Origin of the sequence: Yokenella regensburgei (assembly GCF_003634235.1) — a bacterium.
Lineage (GTDB): Bacteria > Pseudomonadota > Gammaproteobacteria > Enterobacterales > Enterobacteriaceae > Yokenella > Yokenella regensburgei.
Window position 1 is genome coordinate 2,061,813 of the sequence record NZ_RBIZ01000003.1, and the last position, 13,684, is coordinate 2,075,496.

Consider the following 13,684-nt stretch of genomic DNA (forward strand, 5'->3'; position numbering starts at 1 on the left):
TGAGGCTAACGTTTTTTACGCCGACTCGGTTTCGCTTTGCTTTTTACTATAACCTCTGGCACATCAGGTTGCTCAATAGGAAATACCGGTAGCGCGTTGAGCAGCCGTTTGCCATAGCTTTTGCTCAGCAGGCGCTTATCGTAAATCACCACTTCCCCCCAGCAGGTGTGGCTACGAATCAGGCGTCCAACCTGCTGAATGAGGTTAAACGAGGCGCTTGGCAGGCTCTGCACCTCAAAGGGGTAACGGTTGAGGCTTTTCAGCCACTCGCCTTCGGTAATCACCACCGGGCTATCAATAGGCGGAAACGCGATTTTGTGGATGTGTACCTGGCTTAGCAGCTCGCCTTTCAGATCCAGCCCCTCGGCGAAAGACTGAAGCCCCACCAGCACGCTGCGCTCACCGTTTTCCACCCGCTTACGATGAAGCTCCACCAGCCGGTAGCGCGGTTGATCTCCTTGCACCAGCAACAGCAGGCGCAGGTCGGTCACGTGTTCAAGAAAACGCTGCATTGCCCGCCCGCTGGCGAACAGCACCAGCATACCGCGATGCGCCTCGCTCTCAAGACATTGGCGGAAGTATGCCGCCATCTCGGCAATATGCTGCTCTTCGTTTTCCATCAACGGCTCGTAGCGCATCTGCGGGATAATGATTTTGCCCTGTTCAACGTGATTGAAAGGGGAATCCAGCGCCACGAAGCGATCGCCCGCTTTCTCTTTTAGCCCGCTCATCTCCTGCAGGCGCGAAAAGCTGTTCAACGAACGTAACGTCGCCGAGGTGACAACAATGTGCGGCACGCTGCGCCACAGCAGCTTTTCCAGCTGATCGCTAACGCGAATACCCACGCAGTGGAACCAGATATGAATTTGACCATCGCGTACTTCGCGGGTCGCCCACTTACTGACCGGCGCTCCCGAAGCCTGCGCCATCGCCGCAAGTCGCCACAGCTTGCTCTGGCTTTCGAACATGCCGAGCGCACGGTTCATCTGCAGCAATACCCGATGCAGGCGCACAATATCGTGGCTACCGGTTTTTTCACTAAGATCGTTGAGGAAAAGCTCGGAAAGCCCGCGCAGCTGCTCGGTCAGCTTTGCCAGCCGCTGGCAGATCTCCATGACTTCGTCAGGAAGCTCGCCCATCGGGAAGCGATGTTCGGCCTCCTGCACGGCGGGCATATACAGGTTCAGGATATTGTTGAGCGACGCAATCAGCTCGTACAGCTCTTCGCAGTGGGCGTTGAGCCTCTCGGGCAGCGCCAGCGGCGGCGTGGTTTTTGGCCGGAACTGCTCAAGGCAGGTCGCGACCAGCTTGCTGAAGAGATCTAACTGCAGCCGATACCATGGGGCGGTTATCTCGGCGCTCATCTCCAGCGCATCGCGGGCAACATCCGGCAGATGATGGCCTTCATCCAGCACCAGCAGCAGGTTTTTCGGCTCCGGCAAAACCGCCTCGCTCTCCATTGCCGCCATCACCAGCGCGTGGTTGGCAACCACCACTTCGGCTTCCTGAATTTCGCGACGGGCAACAAAAAACGGGCACTCCCGGTAATAGTGGCAGTTGCGGTTCAGGCAGCTCGCTTTATCGGTGCTGAGGCGACGCCAGAGGTCGTCATCAATTGCAACATCAGTATGGTCTCGCAGACCATCCCATTTGTAGCTATCAAGAGAGGTTTTGAGCTTCGCGCAGCGCTTCTGCTCTTCCTGATTGTTGGGCGTCAGTTCATCGTCCAGAAACGCCAGCAGATCCTGCTGGGTGGGTTCAGTGCTGGCAAGCGCCGCCAAATTGCGTGGGCAGACGTAACGCCCGCGACCAAACGCGGCGGTAAAGCGGAGATCGGGAATGATTTTCTTTAAAAGCGGCAGATCTTTACTGTAGATCTGATCCTGCAAGGCAACGTTGGCGGTGCTGACCACCAGCGTTTTTTGTTCTTCGCGGGCGATGGCGATCCCGGGGATCAGGTACGAGAGCGTTTTCCCGACGCCGGTCGGGGCCTCAATGGCCAGATGTCTCCCTTCCTCACCCGCGAGCGTTTTTGCCACATCGGCAATCATTTGTCGCTGCGGTGGACGCGGAATAAAATCGGGGATCTGCTCCTGAAGCGCCTTATACCAGGCGGCAATCTGCGCCTTCAGCGCGGCGGTAAGTGACATCGGAAAACCTGAGTACTGTATAAACAGCCACTATTGTGGCACTTTCCGAGCGGCGGGGCAAAGTAAAAGCCCGGCTTTTCGGCCGGGCTCGCAAATTACTCTGCAATCTTACGTGGGCGACGACGGCGTGGTTTCTCACCAGTCGGTTTATCATCCTGACGACGCGGCGCTTTTGGTTTTGCGCTTGCGCCTTCGTTACGGCGCTGCTGCTGGCCGCGGCTCTGATTCTGCCCCTGGCCTTGACCACGACCGCCACGGCCCTGGCTCTGGCGACCGTTCTGGATAGGTTCAGCCTTGATAGACGGATCCGGCTCGTAGCCCGGTACCGCAATACGCGGGATCTCTTTTTTCAGCAGACGCTCGATGTCACGCAGCAGTTTGTGCTCATCAACGCACACCAGGGAGAGTGCTTCACCGGTTGCGGCAGCACGGCCGGTACGGCCAATACGGTGCACGTAATCTTCCGGCACGTTCGGCAGCTCGTAGTTCACGACGTGCGGCAGCTCTTCGATATCAAGACCACGCGCGGCGATATCGGTTGCCACCAGTACGCGGATATCACCGGATTTAAAGTCGGCCAGCGCACGAGTACGCGCTCCCTGACTTTTGTTACCGTGGATAGCCGCACTGCGGATCCCGTCTTTGTTCAACTGCTCAGCCAGATGGTTTGCGCCGTGTTTGGTGCGGGTGAATACCAGCACCTGCTGCCAGTCGTCTTTACCGATAAGGTGCGACAGCAGTTCCCGCTTACGCTTCTTATCAACGAAGTGTACGTGCTGTGTTACCTGCTCGGAGGCGGTGTTACGGCGGGCAACTTCGATTTCCAGCGGGTTATGCAGCAGCTTTTCAGCAAGCGCTTTAATGTCGTCGGAGAAGGTCGCGGAGAACAACAGGTTCTGGCGCTTCGCCGGCAGCTTCGCCAGCACGCGGCGAATGTCGTGGATAAAGCCCATGTCGAGCATGCGGTCGGCTTCGTCCAGCACCAGCACTTCAATGCTGTCGAGCTTGAGTGCATTTTGATGTTCAAGATCCAGCAGACGGCCCGGCGTTGCCACCAGCACATCAACACCACCGCGCAGTTTCATCATCTGCGGGTTAATGCTGACGCCGCCGAAGACCACCAGCGAGCGGATGTTCAGGTATTTGCTGTAGTCGCGAACGTTTTCGCCAATCTGCGCCGCCAGCTCACGAGTTGGAGTCAGGATCAGCGCACGAATTGGGCGACGCCCCTTCGCGTGCGGTTCACGGGAAATCAGGTGCTGCAACAGTGGCAGGGTAAAACCCGCCGTTTTACCGGTACCGGTCTGGGCACTCGCCATCAGGTCACGGCCCTGCAGTACCGCAGGGATCGCCTGCTGCTGAATAGGGGTAGGTTCGCGGTAACCCTGCTCTGCAACAGCGCGCAGGATCTCCGGGTTCAGGCCAAGGGTATCAAACGACATAACAACTCCGAACCGCCCCGACCATTGCAGGTGTAGTTTTCAGGGTGATAAGTAACGAAACAGGTGACAAAAACCACAATGTCAGAAAGACGCGGAGTGTAGCAGCTTTTGTGACATACCGCATAAAATATCCCACAAGGATGAATTGACAGAAGACAAACTGGACAAGATGAAAAAATGCTCATATTATTAATCAATCGATTGATTAATTTTTTTGGTGTTCTATGAATGCAACCCCCATTACGAGTAAAGGCGAACAGGCAAAAAGCCAGTTGATTGCCGCTGCCATTGCCCAGTTTGGTGAATATGGGCTGAACGCCACCACCCGCGAGATTGCTTCACAGGCCGGGCACAATATTGCAGCCATCACCTACTACTTTGGTTCAAAAGAAGATCTTTACCTCGCCTGTGCGCAGTGGATTGCCGATTTCATTGGCAGTAATTTCCGACCGCACGTCGAGGCCGCAGAGCGTCTGCTGGCGCAGCCTGACCCGGATAGAGCCGCGCTTCGCGAGCTTATCCTCGGCGCCTGCAAAAATATGATCCTGCTGCTGACGCGCGATGAAACCGTCAACCTCAGCAAGTTTATCTCCCGTGAACAGCTGGCGCCGACCCAGGCGTACCATCTGGTGCACCAACAAGTCCTGGATCCGCTACATAGCCATCTGACGCGCCTCATCGCCGCCTATACTGGTTGCGACGCCGGTAATACCAACATGATTTTGCACACCCATGCGCTGCTCGGTGAGGTGCTGGCGTTCCGCCTTGGTAGAGAGACGATACTGCTGCGCACCGGTTGGGCACAGTTTGATGAGCAAAATACCGAACAGATTTACCAGGTCATTACCAGCCACATCGATTTTATTTTGGAAGGATTAACGCAAAGGAGCCTGAAGTCATGAAGAAGCCTGTCATCGTCGTCCTGATTATTGCCGTAGTCGTTGCCGCCGTGGGTGGCGGAGCGTGGTGGTATCAAAGCCGACAGGATAAGGGCCTGACCCTGTATGGCAACGTTGATATCCGCACGGTGAATATGAGTTTCCGCGTCGGTGGTCGTCTGCAGTCGCTGAATGTCGATGAGGGGGATGCCATTAAAAGTGGCGAACCTCTCGGCGAGCTGGATAAAGCCCCTTTTGAAAACGCCCTGATGCAGGCAAAAGCCAACGTGGCAACCGCCCAGGCGCAGTACGACCTGATGATGGCCGGTTACCGCGCCGAAGAGATTGCCCAGGCCGCCGCCGCGGTGCGTCAGGCACAGGCCGCCTACGACTACGCGCAGAACTACTACCAGCGCCAGCTCGGGTTATGGCAAAGCCGGACGATTTCCGCCAACGATCTGGAAAACGCCCGTTCTTCCCGCGACCAGGCTCTGGCGAGCCTGAAATCGGCGCAGGATAAACTGAGCCAGTATCGTGCCGGTAACCGTCCGCAGGAAATTGCCCAGGCGAAAGCCAATCTTGAGCAGGCCCAGGCACAGCTGGCGCAGTCACAGCTCGACCTGCACGATACCACGCTTACCGCCCCTTCTGACGGCACCCTGCTCACCCGCGCCGTCGAACCGGGCAGCATGCTGAACGCTGGCAGCACCGTAATGACGCTGTCGTTGACCCGCCCGGTATGGGTTCGTGCTTACGTCGATGAGAAGAACCTGAACCAGGCACAGCCGGGCCGTGAACTGCTGCTCTACACCGACGGCCGCCCGGATAAGCCGTATCACGGTAAAATCGGTTTCGTCTCTCCCACCGCCGAGTTCACCCCTAAAACGGTCGAGACTCCAGACCTGCGTACCGATCTGGTCTATCGTCTGCGCATTATCGTAACCGATGCCGACGACGAGTTACGCCAGGGAATGCCGGTGACGGTACGTTTTGGCAACGGAGAGTGACATGACGGACGCGGTGATTGCCCTGAACGGGCTGGTCAAACGCTTTGCCGGGATGGATAAGCCCGCCGTTGCCCGACTGGATTGCACCATTCAATCCGGTTACGTCACCGGGCTGGTCGGCCCGGACGGTGCGGGGAAAACCACGCTAATGCGGATGCTCGCCGGGTTGCTCAAACCCGACGAAGGCAGTGCCACGGTGATTGGTTACGATCCGGTGAAAGACGACAGCGCGCTGCATGCCGTACTCGGCTACATGCCGCAGAAGTTTGGCCTGTATGAAGATCTCACGGTCATGGAGAACCTCAACCTTTACGCCGACCTGCGCAGCGTAACCGGCGAGGTGCGGCAAAAAACCTTTGCCCGCCTGCTGGAGTTTACCTCCCTTGGCCCCTTTACTGGCCGTCTTGCCGGGAAACTCTCGGGCGGGATGAAACAAAAGCTCGGCCTCGCCTGCACCCTGGTTGGGGAACCGAAGGTATTGCTGCTTGATGAACCCGGAGTTGGCGTTGATCCCATCTCCCGCCGTGAACTGTGGCAGATGGTGCACGAGCTGGCAGGCGACGGCATGCTGATCCTCTGGAGCACCTCGTACCTCGATGAAGCAGAGCAGTGCCGTGATGTGCTGCTGATGAACGAAGGGGAACTGCTCTATCAGGGAGAGCCTACCGCGCTCACCCAAAGCATGGCCGGGCGCAGTTTTCTGCTCAACAGCACTGAAATGAATAATCGCAAGCTGCTGCAGCGGGCGCTGAAGCTGCCGCAGGTCAGCGACGGCATGATTCAGGGGAAGTCGGTTCGTCTGATCCTGAAAAAAGAGGCAAGCGCGAGCGCGCTTGCCGCCGCCCCGGAAATGCCCTCTTCTCTCAATATTGAAGAGACTGCACCGCGCTTTGAAGATGCCTTTATCGATTTGCTCGGCGGTGCTGCCACCTCTGAATCTCCGCTGGGGGCCATTCTGCACACCGTCGAAGGCAGCGCCGACGAAACGGTGATCGAGGCGATATCGCTAACCAAAAAATTCGGTGACTTTGCCGCAACCGACCACGTCGATTTCAGCGTGAAGCGCGGTGAAATCTTCGGCCTGCTGGGGCCAAACGGTGCCGGAAAGTCGACCACCTTTAAGATGATGTGCGGTCTGCTGGTGCCCACCTCCGGGAAGGCGCTGGTGCTGGATATGGATCTCAAAGTGAGCTCCGGCAAAGCGCGGCAGCATCTTGGCTATATGGCACAAAAATTCTCCCTTTACGGCAACCTGACCGTCGAGCAGAACCTGCGCTTTTTCTCCGGCGTTTATGGTCTGCGCGGCCAGGCGCAGGCGGAGAAAATCGCCCGTATGAGCGATGCCTTCGGACTGAAAAGTATCGCCAGCCACGCCACCGATGAACTGCCGCTGGGCTACAAACAACGACTGGCGCTGGCCTGTTCGCTGATGCATGAGCCGGATATTCTGTTCCTTGATGAACCGACCTCCGGCGTTGACCCGATTACCCGCCGCGAGTTCTGGCTACATATCAACAGCATGGTGGAAAAAGGGGTGACGGTGATGGTCACCACGCACTTTATGGATGAAGCGGAGTACTGCGACCGCATTGGCCTCGTTTATCGCGGCAAGCTCATCGCCAGCGGGACACCAGACTCGCTAAAAGCGCAGGCGGCAGACGCCGCCACCCCGGACCCCACCATGGAGCAGGCGTTTATCACCCTGATCCACAACTGGGATAAGGAGAATGGGCATGTCCAGTAAAGTCATTTCCTGGCGGCGGGTGCGCGCGCTGTGCGTCAAAGAGACGCGACAGATTGTCCGTGACCCGAGCAGTTGGCTGATTGCGGTGGTGATCCCCCTGCTACTGCTGTTTATCTTCGGCTACGGCATCAACCTCGACTCCAGCAAGCTGCGGGTTGGGATCTTGCTTGAAGAACAGAGCAAAGAGGCGCTGGATTTCACCCATGCCATGACCGGCTCGCCCTACATTGATGCCACCATCAGCGATAACCGTCATGAGCTTATCGAGAAAATGCAGGCCGGGCGTATTCGCGGGCTGGTCGTTATCCCGGTAAATTTTGCCGCTCAGATGACGCGGGCAAACGACACTGCGCCAATTCAGGTGATCACCGACGGCAGTGAGCCCAACACCGCTAACTTTGTGCAGGGCTACGTTCAGGGCATATGGCAGCTCTGGCAGTCACAGCGGGCGGAAGATCAGGGGGAAACCTTCAAACCGCTTATCGACGTGCAGACCCGCTACTGGTTCAACCCCGCCGCCATCAGCCAGCACTTTATTATTCCGGGGGCGATTACCATTATCATGACGGTGATCGGTGCGATCCTTACCTCGCTGGTGGTTGCTCGCGAGTGGGAGCGTGGCACCATGGAGGCGCTGCTTTCCACCGAGATAACCCGCGCCGAGCTGTTGCTGTGTAAGCTCATCCCCTATTACTTCCTGGGGATGCTGGCGATGCTGCTCTGCATGGTGGTGTCGGTGTTTATTCTTGGCGTGCCGTACCGGGGCTCGCTGGTGATCCTGTTTTTCATTACCAGTCTGTTTTTACTGAGCACGCTTGGGATGGGGCTACTTATCTCGACCATCACCCGTAATCAGTTTAACGCCGCTCAGGTGGCACTGAACGCGGCGTTCCTGCCGTCGATTATGCTCTCTGGTTTTATCTTCCAGATAGACAGTATGCCCGCCATTATTCGCGCGGTGACCTACGTTATCCCGGCGCGCTATTTCGTCAGCACGCTACAGAGCCTGTTCCTGGCCGGGAATATCCCCGTCGTGCTGCTGGTGAACATCCTGTTTTTGATTGCCTCGGCGGTAATGTTTATCGGCCTGACCTGGGTTAAAACTAAACGGCGACTGGATTAAGGAGGACGCATGTTTCATCGCTTATGGACGCTAATTCGTAAAGAGCTGCAGTCGCTGCTGCGCGAGCCGCAGACCCGGGCCATCCTGGTGCTTCCGGTACTGATTCAGGTGCTGCTGTTTCCCTTTGCCGCCACCCTTGAGGTCACGAACGCCACGATCGCCATTTACAACGAGGATAATGGCCAGCACTCGGTTGAGCTGACCCAGCGTTTTGCCAGGGCTAAGGCGTTTACGCATATTCTGCTGCTGAAAAGCCCGCAGGAGATTCAGCCCACAATCGATACGCAAAAAGCGCTGCTGCTGGTGCGTTTCCCGGCCGACTTTTCACGCAATCTCGATTCCTTCGAAACCGCGCCGATGCAGCTCATTCTCGACGGACGAAACTCCAACAGTGCGCAGATTGCGGCAAACTATCTGCAGCAGATAGTGAAGGACTACCAGCAGGAGCTTCTCGATGGCAAGCCAAAACCCAACAACAGCGAGCTGGTGATCCGCAACTGGTATAACCCAAACCTCGACTACAAATGGTTTGTGGTGCCATCGCTCATCGCCATGATCACCACCATCGGGGTAATGATTGTCACCTCGCTCTCGGTGGCGCGTGAACGGGAACAGGGCACGCTGGACCAGCTTCTGGTATCACCGCTGGCGACCTGGCAGATTTTCGTGGGTAAGGCGGTTCCGGCACTGATTGTCGCCACTTTCCAGGCAACTATCGTGCTGGGTGTCGGCATCTGGGCGTATCACATCCCCTTTGCCGGATCGCTGGCGCTCTTTTACTTCACCATGGTGGTTTACGGGCTTTCGCTGGTCGGATTTGGTCTGCTTATCTCGTCGCTTTGCTCAACCCAGCAACAGGCCTTTATCGGGGTGTTTGTGTTTATGATGCCGGCCATTTTGCTCTCCGGTTACGTATCACCGGTGGAAAACATGCCGGTGTGGCTGCAAAACCTGACGTGGATAAACCCGATCCGCCACTTCACGGATATCACTAAGCAAATCTATCTGAAGGACGCGAGTCTGGAGATTGTGTGGGGAAGTTTGTGGCCGCTACTGGTCATAGCGGCCACGACGGGCTCAGTGGCGTACGCGATGTTCCGCCGGAAGATCGCGTGATTTTTTGTCTTTCGCGAGTAAAGACACCACCGCCGGGCCGGCAAGAATGACAACGCCGGCCAGCGCTAACAGCAGGTTGTTGTGCAGCACGCGTGACAGCAGCCACAGCGCAATCATGGCGGCACCGAAATACCAGGTGGTGGTGAGCTCTTCGAGCACATCACCCACTTCACGCCAGCGCGCCTCATGGTGGCGCTGCAGAATCAGCATGGTCACTACGGTCACGCAGTACAGGGCGCACAGGCCTAAACCCACGTGCACCAGCAGGTTGCTTGTCCATGCCATGACCACTATCGCCACAACCAGCAAATGCAACATTATCTGCCAGCAACTAAGTCCCGTTGCGACACGAACGCGTTGTTGCCACTTCATGGCTTCTCTCCTGAAGTATTTTCATCTGACTATTCAGAGTACCGCACTTTACGGAAAATTCCGTTCCACCGCATCTTTTTGTGACGACTACTACACTATTTTCATCAGGATAGTGACGTCGACAGGAAAAAAATGACATGGCTTACAGCTGGCGTAGCGGCAATCGCATTACACTTCTGGAGAATGGAGAACAATATTATCCCGCCGTTTTCCAGGCGATTAAGCAGGCAAAAAGCAAGGTCATCCTCGAAACCTTTATCTGGTTTGAAGATAAGGTGGGCAGACAGCTCCAGCAGGCATTGCTGCGCGCCGCACAGCGTGGGGTCGAAGTCGAACTGCTGATCGATGGTTTTGGCTCTGCCGATCTCAGCGACGAATTTATTGGTGAACTGACGGCAGCCGGCGTGATTTTCCGCTTTTACGATCCCCGCCCGCGCTTACTGGGGATGCGTACTAACCTTTTTCGCCGGATGCACCGTAAGCTGCTCGTGATTGACGCCAGCGTCGCTTTTATTGGTGGGATCAACTACTCCGCCGATCACCTTGCCGATTTCGGTCCCGAAGCCAAACAGGACTACGCCGTGCGCGTGGAAGGCCCTGTCGTGCTCGATATGCTGCAATTTGCCCAGGAAAACCTGCCGGGGCTCAGACGAAACTTCCGCTTCTGGCGTCATCGCCAACGGGTGGAAGAGACTCGTGAACCCGGCGAAGCGCAGGCGCTGTTCGTCTGGCGGGATAACGATGAACATCGTACCGATATTGAGCGTTATTATCTGAGAATGTTGCGCCGCGCCCGCCGTGAAGTGATTATCGCCAACGCCTATTTCTTCCCCGGTTATCGCCTGCTGTACGCTATGCGCACCGCCGCGCGGCGGGGGGTGAGCGTCAAACTCATCATTCAGGGTCAGCCGGATATTCCCATTGTGAAAGTGGGCGCCCGCCTGCTGTACGCCTGGCTGGTGAAAGGTGGGGTGAAAATCTTTGAATATCAGCGACAGCCGCTGCATGCCAAAGTCGCGCTGATGGACGACCACTGGGCAACGGTCGGTTCAAGCAATCTGGATCCGCTTAGCCTGTCGCTTAACCTTGAAGCCAATCTGATTATCCACGACCGCGTGTTTAATCAGACGCTACGCGACAACCTGACGACGATTTTGCATAGGGACTGCCAGCAGATAGAGAGATCTATGCTGCCAAAGCGGACGTGGTGGAATCTGGCGAAAAGCGTGCTGGCGTTCCATTTTCTGCGTCATTTCCCGGCCTGGGTGGGCTGGTTGCCGGCTCACGCCCCCGTACTGAGTGAAGTGAAGCCCCCTCACCCGCAGGATGAGGGGGAGAACGTCTAGCGACGGTTGCCGAGAATACGCAGCATCATCAGGAACAAGTTGATGAAGTCGAGGTATAGCGTGAGGGCACCGAGTATGGCGTACTTGCGCAGATTACCGCTGTCACGGGTATCAATTTGCTCACCGATGTTTTTAAGTTTTTGGGTGTCATACGCCGTGAGGCCTACGAACACAAGCACCCCGATATAGGTCACCGCCCACATCAGCGCCTCACTCTTCAGCCAGAGGTTGACGAGCGATGCCAGAACAATCCCGATAAGCGCCATAAACAGCATACTACCTAAGCCACTGAGGTCACGCTTAGTGGTGTAACCGTAGAGGCTCATCACGCCAAACATCCCGCCGGTCACCACGAAAGTACTGGCGATAGAGGAGTAGGTGTAAACGATAAATATGCTGGAGAGCGTTAGTCCGGTCAGCGCCGAATAGAGCATGAACAGGGTCGTCGCCATTCCGGCGCTCAGACGCTGCACCATGCCGGAGAGCACAAACACCAGCGCCAGTTGGGCGATAATCAGCCCGAAGAAGGTGATTTTGCTGGAGAAGATAAACATCATCAGCGACGGCGTGTTGGCCGCATACCAGGCGATAAACGCCGTCAGCAGCAGACCGCAGGTCATCCAGCCGTACACCTGCGCCATATAGGTTTGCAAACCCGTACGCGCCTGTACGATAGAATCGGAACGCGGGAATCGATCCATGATACTAACCTCAGAAATGTAATGTGTGTGTTGTAAGACTAACACATCCTGGAATGACCGCGAATGTCCCGGAACCGACTTACCAGCGGCTGGCCGCCGCTTTGTCGCTGTCGCGTGATTCCACCCAGCGATCGCCTTCTGGCGTGGCTTCCCGTTTCCAGAACGGTGCCTGCGTTTTCAGGTAGTCCATAATGAACTCGCCGGCGGCAAACGCACTACCGCGATGGACGCTGGTCACGCCAACAAAGACTATCTCTTCGCCCGGCCACATTTCACCAATGCGGTGAAGGACCGTGACACGTCCGAGCGGCCAGCGCTCCCGTGCCTGCGCAACAATATCGGTCAGTGATTTTTCGGTCATCCCCGGGTAGTGCTCAAGGGTCAGCGCCTTAACGCTGTCGCCGAGATTATGGTTGCGTACTTTGCCTGTAAAGGTCACTACCGCGCCGTCTTCGTCGCGTTCGGCAAGCCATTGATACTCGTCACCGACGCTAAAGCGCGCCGTTTCAACACGAATTCGCGTCTCGCTCATCTTAGCCTCCCGTCACCGGCGGAAAGAACGCCACTTCATCACCGGACGCCACCGGATGGTTGAAATCGACCAGCGTCTGATTCACCGCCGCCAGCAGCTTTCCCTCTTCCAGTGCTAATGCCCAGCGATCGCTTTGGGCAGCCAGATGCTTGCGCACCGCTTCAACGGTGGTAAAAGGGGCATCCAGCGTCAGGCTGTCTGTCCCGACCAGCTCACGGACCTGTGCGAAAAATAGGATTTTAATCATCAGTTTCTACCCTGAAATCACCTGACTTACCACCGCTTTTCGCCAGCAGGCGAACCGGCCCGATAACCATGTCCTTCTGTACCGCTTTGCACATGTCGTAAATGGTCAGCGCCGCGACGGAGGCCGCCGTCAGCGCTTCCATTTCCACGCCGGTTTTCCCGGTAAGGCAGCACAGCGTCTCTACGCGTACCCGGTTATGTTCCGGCTGCGCCTGCAGATTCACTTCGACTTTGCTGAGCATCAGCGGGTGACACAGCGGAATCAGGTCCCAGGTGCGCTTCGCTGCCTGGATCCCGGCAATACGCGCGGTGGCAAAGACGTCGCCCTTGTGGTGGCTACCGTCAATAATCATGGCGAGCGTTTCGGGTTGCATGGTGATAAAAGCCTCGGCGCGCGCTTCGCGAACGGTTTCGGCTTTGGCAGAGACATCCACCATATGCGCTTCACCGGCGGCATTAATATGGGTCAGTTGTGACATCGCTTACTTCTTCAAATGAGGATGAAAGTTACACGGACGCGTACGGGCATCCAGCTGCGGGGCAATAATGTTTTCCCAGGCAGTAGCGCAGGCTTTGGTGGAGCCCGGCATGGCGAAAATCAGCGTTTTGTTGGCAATACCGGCCACAGCGCGGGACTGCAGCGTCGAGGTGCCAATCTCCTCGAAAGAGAGCATACGGAACACTTCACCAAAGCCTTCAATCTCACGATCGAACAGCGGCAACAGCGCTTCCGGTGCCTGATCGCCATCGGTCAATCCGGTTCCACCGTTGATAAGCACCACCTGGACATCGTCGCGGGCAATCCACGCCGACACCTGGGCACGAATGGCATAGCGATTCTCTTTGACGATGGCTTTATCGACGACCTGATGCCCGGCTTCAAGCGCGGCATCACGCAGGAAATGCCCGGAAGTATCGTCCTCTTCACCACGACGGCTGGAAACGGTAAGTACGGCAATACGTGCCGGAATAAATTCAGCGCTAACCTGACTCATCATTGCTCCTGTGTAGCAGAAATACGATTACC

14 protein-coding genes are annotated in these 13,684 nt (G+C 56.6%); 6 read left to right on the forward strand and 8 right to left on the reverse strand.

Features of this window, described 5'->3' with window-relative positions; all coding sequences use genetic code 11:
- Positions 1–5: 5 nt before the first annotated feature.
- Together dinG and rhlE are read right to left on the reverse strand one after the other, a co-directional pair.
- On the reverse strand, positions 6–2,150 hold the full coding sequence (gene dinG, locus C7387_RS10090; RefSeq protein ID WP_038258793.1) for an ATP-dependent DNA helicase DinG: 2,145 nt from the start codon (positions 2,148–2,150) through the stop codon (positions 6–8).
- Between the two features lie 95 nt (positions 2,151–2,245).
- Entirely contained in the window at positions 2,246–3,592 is a 1,347-nt protein-coding gene (gene rhlE / locus C7387_RS10095) for an ATP-dependent RNA helicase RhlE (RefSeq protein ID WP_120816602.1), read from the reverse strand.
- Positions 3,593–3,816: 224 nt separating this feature from the next.
- On the opposite strand from rhlE, the gene cecR reads away from it, so the two are divergent.
- The 5 genes from cecR to C7387_RS10120 are packed head-to-tail and all read left to right on the forward strand — an operon-like array spanning position 3,817 to position 9,460.
- Positions 3,817–4,494: a transcriptional regulator CecR gene (gene cecR, locus C7387_RS10100; RefSeq protein ID WP_038258795.1), complete on the forward strand. Its 678-nt coding sequence runs from the start codon at positions 3,817–3,819 to the stop codon at positions 4,492–4,494.
- Positions 4,491–5,477, forward strand: a complete 987-nt coding sequence (gene hlyD / locus C7387_RS10105; RefSeq protein WP_006819137.1) for a secretion protein HlyD — start codon at positions 4,491–4,493, stop codon at positions 5,475–5,477. The genes cecR and hlyD overlap by 4 nt, the downstream gene beginning before the upstream one ends.
- Position 5,478: 1 nt before the next feature.
- Complete coding sequence (locus C7387_RS10110; protein ID WP_120816603.1) at positions 5,479–7,221, forward strand: ATP-binding cassette domain-containing protein; 1,743 nt, start codon at positions 5,479–5,481, stop codon at positions 7,219–7,221.
- The gene (locus tag C7387_RS10115) at positions 7,211–8,344 is read left to right on the forward strand and encodes an ABC transporter permease (protein WP_120816604.1); all 1,134 of its coding nucleotides are present in this window, start codon (positions 7,211–7,213) and stop codon (positions 8,342–8,344) included. Before C7387_RS10110 ends, C7387_RS10115 begins: the two co-directional genes overlap by 11 nt.
- 9 nt (positions 8,345–8,353) lie before the next feature.
- Positions 8,354–9,460 (forward strand): ABC transporter permease, encoded by a 1,107-nt coding sequence (locus tag C7387_RS10120; protein ID WP_120816605.1) that lies wholly within the window; start codon positions 8,354–8,356, stop codon positions 9,458–9,460.
- Here the strand turns inward: C7387_RS10120 and C7387_RS10125 are convergent.
- The gene (locus C7387_RS10125; RefSeq protein ID WP_006819133.1) at positions 9,422–9,832 is read right to left on the reverse strand and encodes a YbhQ family protein; all 411 of its coding nucleotides are present in this window, start codon (positions 9,830–9,832) and stop codon (positions 9,422–9,424) included. The two genes, C7387_RS10120 and C7387_RS10125, sit on opposite strands and share 39 nt — an antisense overlap.
- Positions 9,833–9,969: 137 nt before the next feature.
- Here C7387_RS10125 and clsB point away from each other — a divergent pair, with 137 nt between their 5' ends.
- Positions 9,970–11,178, forward strand: a complete 1,209-nt coding sequence (clsB, locus tag C7387_RS10130; protein ID WP_006819132.1) for a cardiolipin synthase ClsB — start codon at positions 9,970–9,972, stop codon at positions 11,176–11,178.
- Here clsB and C7387_RS10135 read toward each other — a convergent pair.
- The 5 genes from C7387_RS10135 to moaB all read right to left on the reverse strand — a co-directional run bounded on the left by C7387_RS10135 (position 11,175) and on the right by moaB (position 13,652).
- The gene (locus C7387_RS10135; protein ID WP_006819131.1) at positions 11,175–11,879 is read right to left on the reverse strand and encodes a Bax inhibitor-1/YccA family protein; all 705 of its coding nucleotides are present in this window, start codon (positions 11,877–11,879) and stop codon (positions 11,175–11,177) included. The two genes, clsB and C7387_RS10135, sit on opposite strands and share 4 nt — an antisense overlap.
- A 79-nt stretch (positions 11,880–11,958) precedes the next feature.
- A complete protein-coding gene (gene moaE, locus C7387_RS10140) occupies positions 11,959–12,411 on the reverse strand; it encodes a molybdopterin synthase catalytic subunit MoaE (protein ID WP_120816606.1) in 453 nt (150 codons plus the stop codon).
- A gap of 1 nt (position 12,412) precedes the next feature.
- A complete protein-coding gene (gene moaD / locus C7387_RS10145; protein ID WP_006819129.1) occupies positions 12,413–12,658 on the reverse strand; it encodes a molybdopterin synthase sulfur carrier subunit in 246 nt (81 codons plus the stop codon).
- Positions 12,651–13,136 (reverse strand): cyclic pyranopterin monophosphate synthase MoaC, encoded by a 486-nt coding sequence (moaC, locus tag C7387_RS10150; RefSeq protein WP_120816607.1) that lies wholly within the window; start codon positions 13,134–13,136, stop codon positions 12,651–12,653. Before moaC ends, moaD begins: the two co-directional genes overlap by 8 nt.
- A gap of 3 nt (positions 13,137–13,139) precedes the next feature.
- Positions 13,140–13,652 carry a molybdenum cofactor biosynthesis protein B gene (gene moaB / locus C7387_RS10155; protein WP_038258805.1) on the reverse strand — a complete coding sequence of 171 codons (513 nt, stop codon included), beginning with the start codon at positions 13,650–13,652 and terminating at the stop codon, positions 13,140–13,142.
- Positions 13,653–13,684: the final 32 nt, after the last annotated feature.